We start from the raw sequence: 16,635 nt of genomic DNA on the forward strand, positions 1-16,635 counted from the left end.
GCACGGAAAATTGCAAATTTTCCGGCCAAAATTCCGCGCCGGAATTTTGGCCGCAGAACGGGAGGACAGGAGTGGCGGAGGGCATTTAAGGATTGCTGAGGTGCGGTTCAGGGGCAGGTTTGCCCTGGCCGCGCCTGCACAAGTCTGGGGCCGCATGAGCCCGCCTCCGGGCCAAGCCGCGCGTGCGCGCGGTCCGCCGGTGCGGGGCCTTGTCCCGGTATCAGCCCTGTTTCGCCGCCCTGAGTTCGCGTTCCAGCGCGTCGAGGAAGCGGGAGCGGTCGGCCTTGGTGAAACCCTTGCCGCCGCCCTGCGCCCCCAGCGGATTGGCGGCGCGCAGGTCCGCCATCAGGTCGCGCATCGCCAGCTGCTGGCCGATGTTTGCCTCAGTGAAGCGCTCGCCGTTGTGGCGCAGCACGCGGGCGCCGGCCTCGATGCATTTGGCGGCGAGCGGGATGTCCCCGGTAACCACCACGTCGCCCGGCCCGCAGCGCTCGGCGATCCACATGTCGGCCTCGTCCGCGCCTGCTGCGACGATCACCGTCTCCACCAGCGGGTTCTGCGACGGCCTGAGCCCGCCATTTGACACCACAAACATGCGTACGCGATGGCGGGAGGCCACGCGTTCGGCCTCCTGCTTCACCGGGCAGGCGTCGGCATCGATATAGAGCGCGCTCACTCCGCTGCCTTCTTGCTTGCGGGGGCAGGCTTGGGCTTGGCGGCCGCCGTGCCCTCCTTTGGCGGCTGGCCCGGCTTCTTCACCTTGAACTCCTCCGGAATTGGCATCCGGTTGAACGCATCCAGCCCGGCGATCTTGTAGGCTTCGGCCAGCGTCGGGTAGTTGAAGGTGTTTTGCACGAAATAATCCACCGTGCCCTTCAGGTTCAGCACCGCCTGGGCGATGTGGATCAGTTCGGTCGCGCCCTCACCGACGATCTGCACGCCAAGCACCCGGCGGGTCTTGAGCGAAAACAGCATCTTCAGCATGCCGTGTTCCAGCCCCATGATGTGCCCGCGCGAGGTCTCGCGGAAGCGGGCGACGCCGACCTCATATGGAATGCCACGCTCCTGCAACTCCTCCTCGGACATGCCGCAGGTGGAGATCTCGGGCACCGAGTAGATGCCGTAAGGATACCACGGGCTTTCCGGCAGCGTCGGAGTTTCCAGCGCGTGGCAGGCGGCGACCCGGCCCTGCTGCAGCGAGGTGGAGGCAAGCGAGGGGTGGCCGATCACGTCGCCCGCGGCGTAGATATGCGGCACCGCGGTCTGGTAGGTCTTGCGGTCGACGCTGATCCGGCCGCGGTGGTCGGTCTCAAGCCCCACCGCCTCTAGGTTCAGCGCCGCGGTCGCCCCCATGCGCCCGGCGGCAAACAGCAGCATCTCGGCCCGCACATGGCGGCCGTTGGCCATGCTCACTTCGATATGCTCGCCGCGGTCCTCGATGCTGTCCACGGCCGAACCCAGCCGCAGGTCGACGCCGTTCTCGCGGATCTGGTGGGTGAAGTCCTGGATCAGGGTCTTGTCGATGAAGTCGAGGAAGGTCTCGCGCGGCTCGATCAGAGTCACCCGCACGTCGAGCGCGGAGAACATGGTGGCATATTCCACTCCGATCACCCCGGCGCCGATCACGATCAGCGAGCGCGGGATCTCGGCCATCTCAAGAAACTCGTCGCCATCGACCACGGTCTTGCCGTTGAAGGGCACGTATTCCGGGCGGTAGGTCTTGGTGCCGGTGGAGATCAGGAACTTCTCGCCGGTGAGCCGGGTGGTTTCGCCCGCCTCGGTCGCCACTTCGATTTCGTGCGGGCCGATGAATTTGGCCAGCCCGTGCAGAGTGTCGACATGGTTGCGGTTAAACTGGTGCTCCAGCACGTCCACTTCGTAATCGAGGGTCATGTGCAGCCGGGCCTTCAGGTCGTCGGCGCGGATCTCGTCCTTGACCCGGTAGGAGCGGCCGTAGAACGAGCGCTCACGCCAGCCGGAGAGATTCAGCACCGTCTCGCGCAGGGTTTTCGAGGGGATAGTGCCGGTATGCACCGAAACCCCGCCGAGGCGGTCCTTGCGGTCGATCACCAGCACCTTGCGCTTGAGCTTGCCTGCCTGGATCGCCGCGGCGCGGCCGGAGGGGCCGGAACCGATGATGATCAGGTCATAATCGTATGTGTTGCGCATCGCTGTGCCCCCGGCCTCAGTCCTGGTAGAGCGCATCGGCGTGGAAGGCGACGTGCTCCTCCATGAAGGTCGATACGAAGAAATAGCTGTGGTCGTAGCCCTTCTGCAGCCGCAGGGTGGCCTCTTGGCGGCGCTCGGCCACGGCTTGTGCCAGCGCTTCGGGTTTCAGGAGGTCGATGAACTGGTCGGCGGTGCCGGTGTCGGTGAGGACCGGGCCGTCAAAGCCCTTTTCCCCCATCAGCAGGGTGGCGTCGTGTTTGGCCCAGGCAGCTTCATCGGCGCCCAGGTAGGCGCTGAGCTGTTTGCGGCCCCAGTCCGACGCGGTGGGATTGGCGATCGGCGCAAAGGCGGAGACCGACTTGAAGCGGCCCGGCAGGTTCATCGCCAGCGTCAGCGCGCCATGGCCGCCCATGGAATGGCCGGTGATCGACTGGCGCTCCAGGTCGACGGCGAAATGCTCGCCCAGGAAGGCGGGCAGCTCCTCGGCGACGTAGTCCCACATGCGGTAATGCGGCGCCCAGGGGTCCTGGGTGGCATTGACGTAGAAGCCCGCGCCCTGGCCCAGGTCGTAGGCCGCATCGTCAGCGACGTTGTCGCCGCGCGGACTGGTGTCGGGAAAAACGATTGCGATGCCCTGCTCGGCACACCACCCCTGCGCGCCCGCCTTGGTCATCGCGTTTTCATGGGTACAGGTCAGCCCCGAGAGGTACCACAAGAGCGGCACCGGGCCGTCCTTCGCTTCTTCCGGCAGGAACAGGCCGAAGGTCATGTCGCCCCCGGTGGCGCTGCTGGCGTGGCGGTAGACACCCTGCACGCCGCCGAATGCTCTGTTTTCCGAGACGGTTTCCATCATGAGGCTCCTTGTTCTGCTGCCCTATCGCTAGCGGCTGGCGGGCGCAGGGTCCAGTGAGGGGGCGGCGGCGGCGGCGGTTTTTGCGGCAAATCCGCCGGGCCGGGGCGGCGGGCGGGGTTCAGGCGGCGGAGATCCAGGCAATTGCCGCCGGAACCGTCAGAATCGACAGCACGGTGGAAATGAAGATCGCGGCCGAGGCGCGGTGCGGAGCCACACCGTAATGCTGCGCCAGCATGTAGACATTGCCCGCCACCGGCAGCGCCGCGGCGGAGATCGCAATGCTCGCGGCATAGGGATCAGCCGGGATCAGCCACAGCACCGCGATGGCGACAAGGGCCGGGTGCAGCACCAGCTTGGCAAAGCTGAGCCAGCCCGCGATCTGCACCCGCTCGGCCGTCTTTGTTGCCAGCGACGCGCCGATGGCAAACAGTGCGCCGGGCGTGGCCGCGCCGCCGAGCACGGAGAGGAAGTCGTTCACCGGCACCGGGATCGGCAGCGCCGAGGCCGACCAGGCAAGACCTGCGCAGATCGACAGGATCATCGGGTTCTTCAAGAGCCCCAGCCCGGCGAGCTTGAAGGTCTGAAGGCTCAGCCCCTCGCCGCGGCCTGCGTTGATCAGGATCACGATCAGCGAGGAAAACACCACCAGATCGACGCTCAAGACCAGCATCATCGGCCCTGCCGAAGCCTCCCCGAACAGCACCGCCATCATCGGCAGGCCGAGAAAGCCGACATTGCCGATCGCCGCGCACTGCGCCTCTACCGCCGCGGTCTGCATGTCGAGCCGCCGCAGCAAGGCCACCAGTGTCGCCAGCAGGTAGACCGCCAGCGTGCCCGCCAGATAACCCAGCGCCAGCCGAGGGTCGAAGATTTCGGCAAAGGAGAGGTTGGCGGCAAAGCGGAAGATCATCGCCGAGAGCGGGAAGAAGAAGACGAACTTGGTAAGATAGGCGGTGGCCTCTTCGGTGAAAAACCGGCTGCGCCCGGCACCGTAGCCGAGCGCGATGATCGCAAAGAAGGGGAGGGTGCGGAAAAAGATCTCGGCCATTCGCGGATTGGTAACTTGATTTGACCAATTGGCAAAGGGGTTTGTGGATCGTCCTGGCCGCGGGCAGGGCAGGGGCCCGGCGGCATTGCGCTGCCGCTGTAATGGGGTGGCACTGCCTCCGGAACGGGCGGGCGCCGTCCTTGCCGCTTCGCCGCCGCGCCCTAGCCGCTGCCGATCAGCATGCCGGCCGCAAGCACCAGGCTGCCGCCCAGAACCACCTGCAGCGTCGCGCGCCAGAAGGGCGTCTCCATAAAGCGGTTCTGGATCCAGGCAATCGCCCAGAGCTCGAGAAACACCACCGTCAGGGCCACCACTGTGGCGGTCCAGAACTCCGGGATCAGGTAGGGCAGCGCATGGCCAAGCCCGCCCAGCGTTGTCATCACACCGGAGGCAATCCCGCGCTTCACTGGCGAGCCGCGGCCTGACAGCTGACCGTCGTCCGAGGCGGCTTCGGTGAACCCCATCGAGATCCCCGCCCCAACCGAGGCCGCCAGCCCGACCAGGAACGTCGTCCAGGTGTCCTGTGTGGCAAAGGCAGTGGCAAAAATTGGCGCCAGTGTGGAGACCGAGCCGTCCATCAGCCCGGCCAGCCCCGGCTGCACCCAGGTAAGCAGGAACTGGCGGTGCGCGGCGGCGGCTTCGTCCGAGCGCTTCGCGGCGGGCAAATGCGCGTCTTCCAGATTGGCTGCGACGGCTTCGTGCCGGCCTTCGGCGGCGGCGAGATCGCCCAGCAGCTTGCGGGTGGCGGCATCACGGCTGCGGGCGGCGGCGGCGGTGTAGAAACGCTCGGCCTGGCGTTCCATTGCCTTCGCCTCCTCCCGTATCCGTTCGGGCCCGAGGTTGCGCGTCAGCCAGACCGGGCGGCGGGCGTAGTGACCGGCCACATGCTCGCGCCGGATCAGCGGGATCGCCGGGCCGAACCGTGATTCATGCAGGTTGATCAGACCGGCCCTGTGTTCGTCCTCCTCCGCGGCCATGCCGTCGAGCATGGCCGCGCTCTCCGGATAGTCCTGGCGCAGCTGTGCGGCAAAACTGCGGTAGATCCGTGCATCGTCCTCTTCAGAGGAGATCGCCAGAGCCAGGATCTCCTGTTCGCTCAGATCGGAAAATTGCTTGCGGAAGGACAGGAAACGCATCATCGGCCCTCGAATTAGAATTATTCTAATATACCTCCCCGCCGGGCCGCCGCAAGACGCCCTCTGCCTCTCCGTTCTGCGCGCTGCGGGCAGTTGCAGGTTTCGGGGCGGGAGTTGTTGCCCGCGGTCCGGACGACTACATTAGGTGTACGTCCCCAAAGCCCGCTCCTGTATCGCGGCCCGTTAGCCCTACCCAGAGGAACTCGTATGAATCAGCAAGCCGGCGTTCTGCGCACAGGCCGGAAATTCGGCCAGGTGATCGAGGGCGCGCGCCAGGTCTTCATGGCGGACGGCTTCGAAGGCGCGAGTGTCGACAGCATTGCCAAGGCGGCCGGCGTGTCCAAGGCGACGCTCTACAGTTATTTCCCCGACAAGCGGCTGCTGTTCATGGAGGTGGTGCGCTCCTGCTGCATGCAGCAGGCGGATTCGGCGCTGGACCTGGCGTCGCCCGTCTGCGGGCCGCATCAGGTGCTGCGCGCCGCGGCGGAGCATATTCTCGCTGTGATCCTCTCTGACTTCAGCCTGCGCATGTTCCGTATCTGCGTCGCCGAAGCCGACCGCTTCCCCGAACTGGGGCCGCAGTTCTTCGAAAGCGGGCCGAAGGTGGTGCAAGAGCAGATCCGCAGCTACCTGCAGGAGGCGGCGGAACGGGGCGAGCTGAAGATCGAGGATTTCGACTTGGCCGCCGACCAGTTCATCGAGCTGTGCCATGCCGATCTCTTCGTGCGCTTTCTGTTCAACATCGACACCGAGTTCTCCGCAGCTGAGCGCGAGCGGGTTGTGGCCGGGGCGGTGGAGACTTTCATGGCGCGTTACGGCGCCTGAGGGATTGGAACCGGCTTCCTCTGACGGCTTCCCTCGCCTGCTTACGCCTGCAGTCTCGGACCCCATTGAGAAGGGCGCACCGCAGGCAGGCGTAATGACCGCCAGCCCCCCCCCGTCTCAATGGGTGATGAAGGTGTTTGGAGTGTCGCGGTAGGTTTCGTGGCAGCTCTGGCAACGCTGCATCAGCCCCGGCAGCGTGCGCCGCAGACCCTTGAGGTTGCGGGTGTTGAGCGCCTTCGCCGCGGCCTCCGCGGCGGCGGCGCGGTCCTTGAAGTCGTCCCATGATTGCCAGATCAGCACCCGCGCATGGGAGCGCCGGTCCAGCCTTGGCTTTCTGAACCGCTTGCGGATGGTGCCGGTAGAGCGGATCAGGTGCCCCCGCGCGGCCTTGGCCCGGGCGCGGTCGAAAGCGGTGCGCCCGGAGGTCATGGCAATCAGCGCCTCTATCTCCGCCTTCTGCCCGGCCATCAGCGCGAGGCGGCTGGAGACATGCTTGCTAGTGACGTGGTCTCCGGGATTGAGACCGGTGCCGCCGCAGGCCACCGCCAGGAGCAGCAGGGCCAGCACGGCGCTGTGGCGCAGCGCGTGGCCCGTCCTGCGGACCGCCTGCCGGGTCATCGGGCCGCCGCCGCTTCGGTGGCAGCCGTCCGCTGGCCCGCAGGGACACGGCGGAGACGAATCGGTTGATGAGAACAAAATAAGAACATAAAGTTTGTCTCCCATGGCCCGGCCCCGACCGGCCCCGTGATCCTGCCGTCACCTCTTTGCGACCCTGCTGCTGCCCATGCCCCGCCGACGCATCTTATCGCTGTGGTTTCCGCGCCTTGGTGCGGAGCGCCTGATGCGCGGGCGGGAGGGCGGCCTGGCCGGGCCGCTTGCCGTTGTGGAGGAAGTCTCCAACACACAGGTTATTTCCGCGTTAAACGCCGCCGCCGCGGCGGAGGGGCTGCAGACGGGCCAGCCGCTGCGCGATGCCTATGCGATGTGCGGCCATCTCACCGTGCGCCCCCGCAACCCGGCCGCCGAGGCGGCCTTTCTGGCGGTTCTGCGGCGCTGGGCGGGGAAGTTCAGCCCCTGGGTGGCGGAGGCGGGCCGCGACGGGCTGACGGTGGACCTGACCGGCTGCGCGCATCTCTTCGGCGGCGAGGAGGCGCTCCTGGAGCGCGCCGCCTCTGATTGCGCGCAGATGGGGCTGAGCGTGCAGACCGGGCTGGCCGATACCCTGGGCGCGGCGTGGGCGCTGGCGCGCTATGGCGGGGCGGAGGCGGCACCGGACCGCTCCGGCGATGCCATCGACCAGGAAGCCCGCGCCACCCGCTCGCGGGCGGGCAAGCGGCGCCTGGCCACTGCCTCTGCTCTGCCGCCGCAGCCGCCCGCGGGCGCCGGGCGGATTGCGCCGCCCGGCCAGGCCTTCGGCGCGCTCAGCCCGCTGCCGGTGGCGGCGCTGCGGCTCGACAGTACCACGATGGCACAGCTGAACCGGCTTGGCCTGCGCCGCATCGGCGACCTTCTGGGCCAGCCCCGCGCCAGCCTCGCGCGCCGCTTCGGCCGCGGCCTGGTGGAGCGGCTGGATCAGGCGATGGGCAGCGCGCCGGAGCCGGTCTCGCCCGCGCGCAGCCCGGATCACTTCGCGGTGCGGCTGACCCTGCCCGACCCGATCGGCCTGATGGAGGATCTGCTGGCGGCGGTGGACCGGATGCTGCCGCGGCTCTGCGCCCGGCTGGAGGCGCGCGGCAAGGGGCTGCGCGCGCTGCGGCTGGAGGCGCACCGCTGCGACCAGGAGATGGAGGCAGTGACGGTGGGGCTGGCACGCGCCAGCCGCGAGCCGGCCCGCATCCGCCCGCTTTTGGAGATGAAGCTGGAACAGATCGACGCGGGCTTCGGCATCGACATGCTGCGGCTGGAGGCCCTGCAGGTGGAGGCACTGCACGCGGGCACGGCGGCGGGGCACCTGGAGGCAGGCGCGGCGGCGCGCGCGCGGCGTCAGGCGGCGGAGGCAGGTGCGGGCGTGGAGGATCTGATCGGCCGTCTGGGCGCGCGGCTGGGGCTGGAAGCAATCACCCGCTATCACCCGGCCGACAGCCACATCCCCGAGAAGACCGCCGCCATGCTGGCCGCGGCCTGGTCGGAGCCCGCCGCCGGGAACTGGCCGCCGCCGCCCCGCCCGCGCCCGCTGCTGATCTGGCCGCCCGAGCTGGTCTCTGCCCCCGAAGTACCCGCGGTGCCCGGACAGTTCCGCTGGCGCGGCCGCAACTGGCAGCTGGCGGCGGCAGAAGGCCCCGAGCGCATCGCCCCGGAATGGTGGCTGGAAGATCCCGGCTGGCGCAGCGGCGTGCGTGACTACTGGGTGGTGACGGCGCAGAGCGGCGAGCGGCTGTGGCTGTTCTACGCCCATGGCGGGGCGCTGTCGCCGGGCTGGTTCTGCCACGGCAGCTTTGACTGAAGCGGGCCGGATCAGGTCCCGGTAAAGCGGCGGGGCAGGCGCCAAGGGCCGGGGGCAGATGCCGCCCCCGTGAAGCGGCGGAAATGCGAATAAGCTTGATTTATGGCGCTTTTGCCGCAACCTTTTACCTATGAGCTTTGATCAGGTGCAGCCCTTTCCCGGTTCTTCCCCTCCCCAGCAAGTCGCTTTCGACCGGCGCGAACTGTCAGTCATCCTGTCGCTCTATGGGCGCATGGTTGCCGCCGGAGAGTGGCGCGACTACGGCATTTCCTCGCTGCGCGAGCTGGCGGTCTTCGCGGTGTTCCGGCGCACGGCCGAGCATCCGCTCTACCGGATCGAAAAGCGCCCCAAGCTGCGCAGCCGCCAGGGCCAGTATTCGGTGGTTGGCATGGACGGGCAGATCCTGAAACGCGGCGGCGATCTGAAGACGGTGCTGCGGGTATTGGAACGCAAGCTGATCCGCCCGGTGGATTGAACCGCGGCCTGACGGGTGACGCTGGCGGCGGACGGCGGAACGCTCAAGTTCTCCGGCATAAACTTCTAAGACTTGTCTCCCTGCCGCCGCCGTTGCGGATCACTCCAGCCGTTTGTGTGCGGTGACCGGCCCGTCGCCCTGAGCCGCGATGCGGGCAATGGCGGCCTCCAGGGGTTCCAGCGCCACCGCCATGTGATGGGCGTTGGCGTGGATCAGCGTGTCCGCATCCCGCACCAGCGCAACATGGCCTTCCCAGAACAGCAGATCGCCGCGCTGCCGGTCTGTCCCGCGCGGCAGCGCCCGGCCCAGGCCGGCCTCCTGCGGGCCGCTGTCGCCGGGGCAGGGCAGGCCGCAGGCCACCAGCGCGGCCTGCACCAGGCCCGAGCAATCGATCCCCCAGCGGCTGTTGCCGCCCCAGAGGTAGGGCGTGCCGAGGAACAGCTCCGCCACCTTGACCGGGTCCGAAGCCCAGGTCCCGAGGGGCGAGAGGTGGCCCGCCGGGATGAAGCCCTGATCGGTCGCCAGGAACCTTCCATGGCTGCCGGTGACCTGCACCCGGGCGCCATGGCTCAGGCCGCAGCGCTCGGGCGATTTGAACTCGGCCTCGGTGTAGGCATGGGTCGCGGCGGCGCTGACCCAATGGCTGGCGGGCAGGGGCGGGGCGAGGTCACTGGTGCGCAGGTAGCCGATATAGCCGTCCTTGGCCGCCCGGATGCGGCGCCAGCGGCCGTCTTCCTCGAGGATCTCCACCCGCTCGCCGCAGAGCACCTGACGCGTGCGTGCGCCGCCCGGGGCGCCGTGCAGGTCGGCCACGGGCAGGGCAACGCGGGCCTGGGCGCCGGCGGTCAGCTCCGCGCCGCTCACAGTTTCAGCATCCCGGGCAGCGCTGCAAACAGCGCCCGCGCGCCTTGGCCCGTGCCGCCCTTGGCGCGGCCCGGCGCGCTGCTGGGGGTCCAGCCGTAGATGTCGAAATGCATGTAGCGGGCGGCGCCAGCGAAGCGGCGCAGGAACAGCGCCGCTGTGATCGAGCCCGCAAACCCACCGGCGGGCGCGTTGTCGAGATCGGCAATGCCTGGCTCGATCATCGTCTCGTATGGCGTATGGAAGGGCAAGCGCCAGACCGGGTCGGCGGCGGCCGGGGCCGCGGCGGCGAGCGCGGCGGCGTCGGCCTCGTGATCGGTGTAGAAGGGCGAAATGTCCGGCCCCAGGGCCACCCGCGCCGCGCCGGTGAGTGTCGCCATGGAGATCAGCAGGTCCGGCTCTTCCTCTGTGGCCAGCGCCAGCGCGTCGGCTAGAACCAGACGGCCCTCGGCGTCGGTGTTGTTCACTTCCACCGTCAGCCCGTTGCGCGCGGTCAGTATGTCGCCAGGTCGGAAGGCGGGGCCGGAGACGGCGTTCTCCACCGCCGGGATCAGCACCCGAAGCTGAACCTTGAGCCCGGCGGCCATGATCATCCGCGCCAGACCCAGCACGTTGGCCGCGCCGCCCATGTCCTTCTTCATCAGCCCCATGCTGACCCCGGGTTTCAGGTTCAGCCCGCCGGTGTCGAAGCAGACGCCCTTGCCCACCAGGGTGAGCCGCGGGCCCGCGGTGCCCCAGCGCATGTCGATGAGCCGCGGCGCGCGGTCCGAGGCGCGGCCAACTGCGTGGATCATCGGAAAATTCTGTGCGAGCAGATCCCCGCCCACGATCACCGAAAGCTCCGCACCAAACTCCGAGGCAAGCGCCGCGCAGGCCTCCTGCAGCTCCTGGGGGCCTAAGTCGCTGGCCGGGGTGTCGATCAGGCCGCGGGTCAGCACCTCCGCTGCCGCAAGCGATTCTATGGCTGCGGCGTCGATGCCCTCGGGAGCAACAAGGGCCGCGCCGCCGCCCTGTTTGGCGGGTTTGTAGCGGTCGAACCGGTAGCTTTCGAGCAGCCAGCCGAGGCATTCGGCGTCAGCGTTCTCCGGCAGGCCCGACGCGATTTCATAGGTGCCCTTCGGCAGTTTGGCGGCAGCTTCGGCCAGCACGAAACGGCGGCGCACGCGTTCTGCCGGGGTGCCGTAGCCAGCCAGCGCCAGGCTGATCCGGCCGTCCTCATCCGGCACCGTGAGCGCCTGCCCGCAGGCTCCGGTGAACCCCTGCGCTTCGGCCCAGGCCTGTACCCGGGCGGGCTGGCTCTCAAGCCAGCTGCGGCATTGATCCTTGTCGAGGATATGCAGAGGGCGGGCGTCCGGGCTGGGCGCGGCAAAGACGGGCGGCATCATGAAAACTCCGGTAGCAAGGCGGTTCCGGCCGCCAGAGTAGCCGCCAGAGCGCGGCCCGCAAGTCCCGCCAGCCGGCCGGGCTGCTCAGACCGAAAGGTCCTGCTGGTCCCAGACAGCGGTCAGCGAGCGTTCACCGACCCGCATCAGCCGGAACAGGGTCGCGGCGATGGCCGGGACATCATTGGCGTCCACTGCCACCATTACGTCGCGCGCGATCGCGGCCATGGCCGTCATCCCGATTTGGTCGGAGATCGCGATCAGCGAGCGCGCGCTCTTGCGCAGATTCGCCATGTCGTTCTGCCGCCAGAGCCGTTCGCAATGCGTCAGCCGCACTGCCATTTCCTCGATCGCACGGCAGACAACGTCTTCGGCGCCTGTTTCCCCCAGCTGGTCGTAGAGCTCGGCCAGCTTGCCAGGATCCAGGCGCACTTTTTCGGAGTGCATTACTGTTAGTATATTTGCCACCACGTTCACCCAAGTTCTTCATGCCCCCACGGCACGCCTGCTAATGTGAGCCCCACAAGTTTTCAAAAGGTTTCCGCGGCCCGGTTCAAATTGCTCGAATTTGCAGTGAATGCAGGCTAATAGGGCTGAAATGCTCACGACCGGAGGAACAATACGTGGAATATGCCAAACCTCTCCCAAACTATCTGGTGACCCGCTACCATGGCTGGAAAGCCACGTCTTACGAGGAAAACCAGGGCTGGTACCGCCGTCTCGCTAAGGAAGGCCAGCGCCCGCGCGCGATGGTGATTTCCTGCTGCGACAGCCGGGTGCACGTGACTTCGATTTTCGGCGCCGACCAGGGCGAGTTTTTCATCCACCGCAACATCGCGAATCTGGTGCCGCCCTTCGCGCCGGATGGCGATCACCACGGCACCTCGGCGGCGGTGGAATATGCGGTGACCGCGCTGAAGGTGGCGCATCTGATCGTGCTCGGTCATTCGCAATGCGGCGGCGTTCAGGGCTGCATCGACATGTGCAAGGGCCAGGCGCCGCATCTGGAGGAGAAGACCAGCTTTGTCGGCCGCTGGATGGAGATCCTCAAGCCCAAGTTCGAACAGGTGGAGGCGATCGAGGACGCCGAAGCCCAGGCCCGCCAGTTCGAGCGCCAGGCGGTGGTCGCCTCGCTGGAAAACCTGATGACCTTCCCCTTCATAGCGGATGCGGTGAAGGCCGGATCGCTCAGCCTGCACGGCCTGTGGACCGACATCGGCGAGGGCGGGCTGGAGTGTTACGACCCCAAGACCGGCAAGTTCGCCGAGGTCTGATCCGAAAGCGGCGGCAAGCGGGCCGGCCCCAAGGCCGGGTCTACTTTGCAGTCTCGTGTACAGCGCAGGCGGCGGCCAGGTTGGCGGCCGCCTGCGTGTATCCGCCCGCGGCACCATCGACGAAATGCACGTGCCCGTCCTCCAGCACCGAAGGCACGATGCAGGTCACCAGCACCGACTCTTGCGCGTGCATCCCGTAGCGCACCAGCCCCCCCTCTGCCGCTTCGTTGAGCGCCTGGCGAATCTGCTCCTGCACTCCAGGCGTGCAGTCGAGCGTCATTTTCAGCCCGTCGTCGAACTTGCGGAAATCGCTGTTTCTGCTCAGAACCGACAGGTAATGCACCGGATCGAAACGGCCCGCGGGCTTCTTTCGTATGAGAATCAGGGCGGCGAAGGCGGTTTCGGCAAGCAGGAAAAGCTTGCGTAATAACAGCGGCAACTTGCTGTTCCAGCTGCGCGCCTCCGCATCCAGGCCCTCAGGTGGGAAACGCAGTCTCGGGCCGGACTCGGGCACCGGGTGGCCGTTGCGGTGCAGCGTGTCCGCAAGGGTGGTAAGACTGGCAGCGACGGTGGCAAAGGCCTCGGGCGTGGCCTTTGGACCGGGGCGCACCACGAGGGAGAGAATCAGCCCGTTCTGTGCCGGCGTGCTGCTCCAGCGGCAAGAGAGGCCGGTGAGATCCGGCGGCAGATAGTCAGGGTCCGGCGGCACCGCGAATGCGCCGGCCTTCATCTGCGCTTCGGCCCATGCCAGCCCTCCGCCCGAGAACATCGCGTAATCCGCATGCTCGGAGACCGCGTGGCGCGCGACCCGCACATCCAGCCGCTCGGCCCGGATCCAGGCGACCGGCAGCATCGCCGCACGCAGGGTGACGCCGAATTCCTCCTCGGCCCAGACGCGCAGTCCGGCAAGCACCCGCTGCGCGGATGCCTGGTGCCGCTCCGCCACCGCAAAGGCAGCGCCGTCGCCGCCGAAGACATAGGGAAAGGCGGCGCCCTCCAGCGCATTGCGCATCGCCGCGATCACCGAGGCGCCGATCATGTTCACGGTCTTGTAGCGGCCCGCGGCGATCAGGGAAGTGGAATCGACGATATCGGTGCAGCACAGATACCAGTCCCGCGGCAGCGGCGTGAAGGCTTCCGGCGCGGCGAGGTCGCGAAAGCTGCGCAGCTTGGGGAGGCCGTCGTAGAAATCATCCGTGCTCATGCTGTCTCGCGCCTTGACTGGATCATGCCTGCATCCAGTCCGCACCCGGTTGCCTGCGCCGTTCACGTTAAACAAATTGTACCGCCGGGCCAAACATGCAACCTGTGCGCCAAGACCGCGGAGGCGGCCGCCAGGCGCGGCCCGGAGGCGTGGCAAAAGAGGGGGCGGTATGCAGGCCGGATTGATCGTTTTATGCCTGGCGTATGTGCTGAGCCAGTTCTTCCGCGCCTTTCTGGCGGTGCTGACCGCGGCGCTTGGCCGCGACATCGGTGCCGCGCCCGATGACCTCGCGTTTGCGTCGGGCATGTGGTTTTTATCCTTTGCGGCGATGCAGCTGCCGGTGGGCTGGGCACTGGACCATGCCGGACCGCGGCGCACGGCCGGGGTGCTTTTGCTCCTGGGCGGCGGCGGCGGGGCTGCTCTGTTTGCCGCTGCCACGGCGCCGCTGCATGTGAGCATAGCGATGTTCCTGATCGGCATCGGCTGCTCTCCGGTGCTGATGGCCTCCTACTATATCTTCGCCCGCCAGTACCCGCCCGCGCGTTTCGCCACATTGGCGGCGCTGATGCTGGGAGTGGGCTCGGCCGGCAATCTCGTGGCCTCCTATCCGACGGCGCTGGCGGTGGAGCTGTTCGGCTGGCGCGGCACACTGGCGGGGCTGGCGGTGGTGTCTGCCGCGGTGGCGGCGGGGATCTTTCTCACCGTCTCCGACCCCGCAAAACCGGACGGGGAGCACAAGGGTTCGGTCCTGGATCTGCTCCGCATGCCGGTTTTATGGACCATCTTTCCGCTGATGCTGGTCGCCTACGCGCCCTCGGGCGCACTGAGGGGGCTGTGGATCGGCCCGTATCTCGGCGATCTCTACGGGCTCAGCACGCAGGGGGTGGGCCTTGCGACGCTGGCGATGGGCATGGCGATGATCGCGGGCACCTTTGCCTACGGGCCGCTGGACCGGGTGCTGGGCACGCGCAAATGGGTGATTTTTACCGGCAATGCGCTGGCCTGCCTGGCGCTGGCGGGACTGATCATGGCGGCGGGCGCGCCGGTCTGGGTGCCGGTGGCGCTGATGGCGGCGGTGGGCTTCTTCGGCGCCTCCTTCCCGGTGATCATCGCCCACGGCCGCGCCTTCGTGCCGCCGCACCTGGCGGGACGGGGGGTGACGCTGCTGAATTTCTTTGGCATCGGCGGGGTGGGGATCATGCAGTTCGCCACCGGCCGCCTGCATGCGGGCCTCGCCGGCGGACCGGCCTCCGCCTTGCCCTACACCGCCATATTCGCCTTCTTCCTTGCCGCTTTGGCGCTGGGCTGCGGCCTCTATCTTTTCAGCCGCGACAGCATGGACTGAGCCGGCCCCTTTAATCTTTGCCGCGAAACCTTTATGACACCGGCGCCGGTCATGAGACCGGGCAAGATTGGAGAAACAATATGGGTTATCGCGTCGTTGTCGCCGGCGCCACGGGGAACGTGGGCCGCGAAATGCTGAACATCCTGGCAGAGCGCCAGTTCCCGGTGGATGAGGTTGCCGTTCTGGCATCCCGCCGTTCGCTGGGCACCGAAGTCACTTTCGGCGACAAGACTCTCAAAACCCAGGATCTCGACACTTTCGATTTCAGCGGATGGGACATGGCGCTGTTTGCAATCGGCTCGGACGCGACCAAGAAATACGCGCCCAAGGCGGCGGCGGCCGGCTGTGTGGTGATCGACAACTCCTCGCTCTACCGCTACGACCCGGACATCCCGCTGATCGTGCCGGAAGTGAACCCCGAGGCGGTGCACGGCTATGCCAAGAAGAATATCATCGCCAACCCCAACTGCTCCACCGCACAGATGGTGGTGGCGCTGAAGCCATTGCACGACCGCGCCCGCATTAAGCGCGTAGTGGTCTCGACCTACCAGTCGGTCTCCGGCTCCGGCAAGGACGCCATCGATGAGCTGTGGGACCAGACCAAGGCGCACTACAACCCGACCGACGACTACCAGCGCAAGGTCTACCCCAAGGACATCGCCTTTAACGTGATTCCGCACATTGACGTCTTCCTGGATGACGGCTCCACCAAGGAAGAGTGGAAGATGGTGGCGGAAACCAAGAAGATCGTGGACCCCGCGATCAAGCTCACCGCGACCTGCGTGCGGGTGCCGGTGTTTGTCGGCCACTCCGAGGCGATCAACATCGAGTTCGAGGACTTCCTCGACGAGGATGAGGCCCGCGACATCCTGCGCGAGGCCCCGGGCATCATGGTGATCGACAAGCGCGAGGACGGCGGCTACGTGACGCCGAAGGAATGCGTCGGCGATTTCGCCACTTTCATCAGCCGCATCCGCCAGGATTCAACGCTGGAGAACGGGCTGAACCTGTGGTGCGTCAGCGACAACCTGCGCAAGGGCGCGGCGCTTAACGCGGTGCAGATCGCCGAGCTTCTGGGGCGTGAGGTCCTGAAGAAGGGCTGAGCAACAATCGCCTTTCGGATAGGGGGCTGCTTCGGAAGAGGCGGCCCCCTTTCCTTTGCACGGCTGCCGCGCAGCTCCGGACCGGGGTACCTTGAAGAGGAGATAAGCCAGACAGGAGATAACAGCATGTTCGCCTTGCAAGACTTCGAGACGGCCACCCCGGTACAGCGCGACGACCTGCAGCAGTCCGGCTGGGCCACGGCCCGCGCCAGCGGCCGGATGGACAGCGAAATGGAGATGCAGCTGCGCTTGATCCTGCAGAGTGATTTTGCTGCCGCTGAGGATTGGTTCACCCTTTGCCGCAGCCTGCGCCGCAAGGGATTCTACCTCAAGCGCCACGGCGGCGGCCAGTTGCGGCTGCATGACGCCCGCAGCCACGTGGAGATCTGCCCCTGCCGCGCGCTCGGCCACCCGACCGCAGAGCTGGAGGCGCGCTTCGGCCCGGCGGCCCCGCGGCAGTGACCGGCGGGCATCGGGCGCTGGTTTACCGTTCCTTGCCAAGCAGGGAAACGGCCGC

At 67.3% G+C, this 16,635-nt stretch carries 17 protein-coding genes; 7 read left to right on the plus strand and 10 right to left on the minus strand.

What is annotated here, in order from left to right; genetic code table 11:
• Positions 1-220 precede the first annotated feature (220 nt).
• The 5 genes from ACOHWE_RS07425 to mbfA all read right to left on the minus strand — a co-directional run bounded on the left by ACOHWE_RS07425 (position 221) and on the right by mbfA (position 5,206).
• Complete coding sequence (locus ACOHWE_RS07425; RefSeq protein ID WP_420665349.1) at positions 221-676, minus strand: YaiI/YqxD family protein; 456 nt, start codon at positions 674-676, stop codon at positions 221-223.
• On the minus strand, positions 673-2,169 hold the full coding sequence (sthA, locus tag ACOHWE_RS07430) for a Si-specific NAD(P)(+) transhydrogenase (RefSeq protein ID WP_420665350.1): 1,497 nt from the start codon (positions 2,167-2,169) through the stop codon (positions 673-675). Before sthA ends, ACOHWE_RS07425 begins: the two co-directional genes overlap by 4 nt.
• Positions 2,170-2,185: 16 nt before the next feature.
• On the minus strand, positions 2,186-3,019 hold the full coding sequence (gene fghA / locus ACOHWE_RS07435; RefSeq protein ID WP_420665351.1) for an S-formylglutathione hydrolase: 834 nt from the start codon (positions 3,017-3,019) through the stop codon (positions 2,186-2,188).
• A gap of 121 nt (positions 3,020-3,140) precedes the next feature.
• Positions 3,141-4,070: an AEC family transporter gene (locus tag ACOHWE_RS07440; RefSeq protein ID WP_420665352.1), complete on the minus strand. Its 930-nt coding sequence runs from the start codon at positions 4,068-4,070 to the stop codon at positions 3,141-3,143.
• Between the two features lie 161 nt (positions 4,071-4,231).
• Positions 4,232-5,206 (minus strand): iron exporter MbfA, encoded by a 975-nt coding sequence (gene mbfA / locus ACOHWE_RS07445; RefSeq protein WP_420665917.1) that lies wholly within the window; start codon positions 5,204-5,206, stop codon positions 4,232-4,234.
• Between the two features lie 207 nt (positions 5,207-5,413).
• Between mbfA and ACOHWE_RS07450 the strand changes: the two genes are divergently transcribed.
• Positions 5,414-6,031 (plus strand): TetR/AcrR family transcriptional regulator, encoded by a 618-nt coding sequence (locus ACOHWE_RS07450; protein ID WP_420665354.1) that lies wholly within the window; start codon positions 5,414-5,416, stop codon positions 6,029-6,031.
• 117 nt (positions 6,032-6,148) lie between these two features.
• Here the strand turns inward: ACOHWE_RS07450 and ACOHWE_RS07455 are convergent, their stop codons facing one another.
• On the minus strand, positions 6,149-6,649 hold the full coding sequence (locus ACOHWE_RS07455; RefSeq protein ID WP_420665355.1) for a cytochrome c: 501 nt from the start codon (positions 6,647-6,649) through the stop codon (positions 6,149-6,151).
• 166 nt (positions 6,650-6,815) lie between these two features.
• Between ACOHWE_RS07455 and ACOHWE_RS07460 the strand changes: the two genes are divergently transcribed.
• A complete protein-coding gene (locus ACOHWE_RS07460; RefSeq protein WP_420665357.1) occupies positions 6,816-8,474 on the plus strand; it encodes a Y-family DNA polymerase in 1,659 nt (552 codons plus the stop codon).
• Positions 8,475-8,604: 130 nt separating this feature from the next.
• Positions 8,605-8,949, plus strand: coding sequence for a DUF2794 domain-containing protein (locus ACOHWE_RS07465; protein ID WP_420665358.1), 345 nt, complete (start codon positions 8,605-8,607; stop codon positions 8,947-8,949).
• A gap of 99 nt (positions 8,950-9,048) precedes the next feature.
• On the opposite strand, the gene ACOHWE_RS07470 is transcribed toward ACOHWE_RS07465, so the two are convergent.
• The 3 genes from ACOHWE_RS07470 to ACOHWE_RS07480 form a co-directional block, all read right to left on the minus strand.
• Positions 9,049-9,813 (minus strand): C40 family peptidase, encoded by a 765-nt coding sequence (locus ACOHWE_RS07470; RefSeq protein ID WP_420665359.1) that lies wholly within the window; start codon positions 9,811-9,813, stop codon positions 9,049-9,051.
• Positions 9,810-11,192 carry a leucyl aminopeptidase family protein gene (locus ACOHWE_RS07475; protein WP_420665919.1) on the minus strand — a complete coding sequence of 461 codons (1,383 nt, stop codon included), beginning with the start codon at positions 11,190-11,192 and terminating at the stop codon, positions 9,810-9,812. The genes ACOHWE_RS07470 and ACOHWE_RS07475 overlap by 4 nt, the downstream gene beginning before the upstream one ends.
• 87 nt (positions 11,193-11,279) lie before the next feature.
• On the minus strand, positions 11,280-11,639 hold the full coding sequence (locus ACOHWE_RS07480) for a hypothetical protein (RefSeq protein ID WP_420665361.1): 360 nt from the start codon (positions 11,637-11,639) through the stop codon (positions 11,280-11,282).
• 176 nt (positions 11,640-11,815) lie between these two features.
• Between ACOHWE_RS07480 and ACOHWE_RS07485 the strand changes: the two genes are divergently transcribed.
• Positions 11,816-12,466 (plus strand): carbonic anhydrase, encoded by a 651-nt coding sequence (locus ACOHWE_RS07485; RefSeq protein WP_420665362.1) that lies wholly within the window; start codon positions 11,816-11,818, stop codon positions 12,464-12,466.
• Between the two features lie 40 nt (positions 12,467-12,506).
• On the opposite strand, the gene ACOHWE_RS07490 is transcribed toward ACOHWE_RS07485, so the two are convergent.
• Positions 12,507-13,670 (minus strand): DUF3095 domain-containing protein, encoded by a 1,164-nt coding sequence (locus ACOHWE_RS07490; protein ID WP_420665363.1) that lies wholly within the window; start codon positions 13,668-13,670, stop codon positions 12,507-12,509.
• Positions 13,671-13,839: 169 nt separating this feature from the next.
• Here ACOHWE_RS07490 and ACOHWE_RS07495 point away from each other — a divergent pair, with 169 nt between their 5' ends.
• From ACOHWE_RS07495 to ACOHWE_RS07505, 3 genes are all read left to right on the plus strand, one after another.
• Positions 13,840-15,015, plus strand: coding sequence for an MFS transporter (locus tag ACOHWE_RS07495; RefSeq protein WP_420665365.1), 1,176 nt, complete (start codon positions 13,840-13,842; stop codon positions 15,013-15,015).
• Positions 15,016-15,095: 80 nt separating this feature from the next.
• Complete coding sequence (locus tag ACOHWE_RS07500) at positions 15,096-16,118, plus strand: aspartate-semialdehyde dehydrogenase (protein ID WP_420665366.1); 1,023 nt, start codon at positions 15,096-15,098, stop codon at positions 16,116-16,118.
• Between the two features lie 126 nt (positions 16,119-16,244).
• Complete coding sequence (locus tag ACOHWE_RS07505; protein ID WP_420665367.1) at positions 16,245-16,580, plus strand: hypothetical protein; 336 nt, start codon at positions 16,245-16,247, stop codon at positions 16,578-16,580.
• Positions 16,581-16,635: the final 55 nt, after the last annotated feature.

The organism is Cribrihabitans neustonicus (genome assembly GCF_048820895.1).
In the GTDB taxonomy this organism is placed as follows: Bacteria; Pseudomonadota; Alphaproteobacteria; order Rhodobacterales; family Rhodobacteraceae; genus Cribrihabitans_A; species Cribrihabitans_A neustonicus.

Excerpts from the sequence above, each read along its gene's own strand:
- sthA (WP_420665350.1), bottom strand. The coding sequence starts at position 2,169 with ATGCGCAACACATACGATTATGACCTGATCATCATCGGTTCCGGCCCC.
- fghA (WP_420665351.1), bottom strand. The coding sequence starts at position 3,019 with ATGGAAACCGTCTCGGAAAACAGAGCATTCGGCGGCGTGCAGGGTGTC.
- ACOHWE_RS07440 (WP_420665352.1), bottom strand. The coding sequence starts at position 4,070 with ATGGCCGAGATCTTTTTCCGCACCCTCCCCTTCTTTGCGATCATCGCG.
- mbfA (WP_420665917.1), bottom strand. The coding sequence starts at position 5,206 with ATGCGTTTCCTGTCCTTCCGCAAGCAATTTTCCGATCTGAGCGAACAG.
- ACOHWE_RS07450 (WP_420665354.1), top strand. The coding sequence starts at position 5,414 with ATGAATCAGCAAGCCGGCGTTCTGCGCACAGGCCGGAAATTCGGCCAG.
- ACOHWE_RS07455 (WP_420665355.1), bottom strand. The coding sequence starts at position 6,649 with ATGACCCGGCAGGCGGTCCGCAGGACGGGCCACGCGCTGCGCCACAGC.
- ACOHWE_RS07460 (WP_420665357.1), top strand. The coding sequence starts at position 6,816 with ATGCCCCGCCGACGCATCTTATCGCTGTGGTTTCCGCGCCTTGGTGCG.
- ACOHWE_RS07465 (WP_420665358.1), top strand. The coding sequence starts at position 8,605 with ATGAGCTTTGATCAGGTGCAGCCCTTTCCCGGTTCTTCCCCTCCCCAG.
- ACOHWE_RS07475 (WP_420665919.1), bottom strand. The coding sequence starts at position 11,192 with ATGCCGCCCGTCTTTGCCGCGCCCAGCCCGGACGCCCGCCCTCTGCAT.
- ACOHWE_RS07480 (WP_420665361.1), bottom strand. The coding sequence starts at position 11,639 with ATGCACTCCGAAAAAGTGCGCCTGGATCCTGGCAAGCTGGCCGAGCTC.
- ACOHWE_RS07490 (WP_420665363.1), bottom strand. The coding sequence starts at position 13,670 with ATGAGCACGGATGATTTCTACGACGGCCTCCCCAAGCTGCGCAGCTTT.
- ACOHWE_RS07495 (WP_420665365.1), top strand. The coding sequence starts at position 13,840 with ATGCAGGCCGGATTGATCGTTTTATGCCTGGCGTATGTGCTGAGCCAG.
- ACOHWE_RS07500 (WP_420665366.1), top strand. The coding sequence starts at position 15,096 with ATGGGTTATCGCGTCGTTGTCGCCGGCGCCACGGGGAACGTGGGCCGC.
- ACOHWE_RS07505 (WP_420665367.1), top strand. The coding sequence starts at position 16,245 with ATGTTCGCCTTGCAAGACTTCGAGACGGCCACCCCGGTACAGCGCGAC.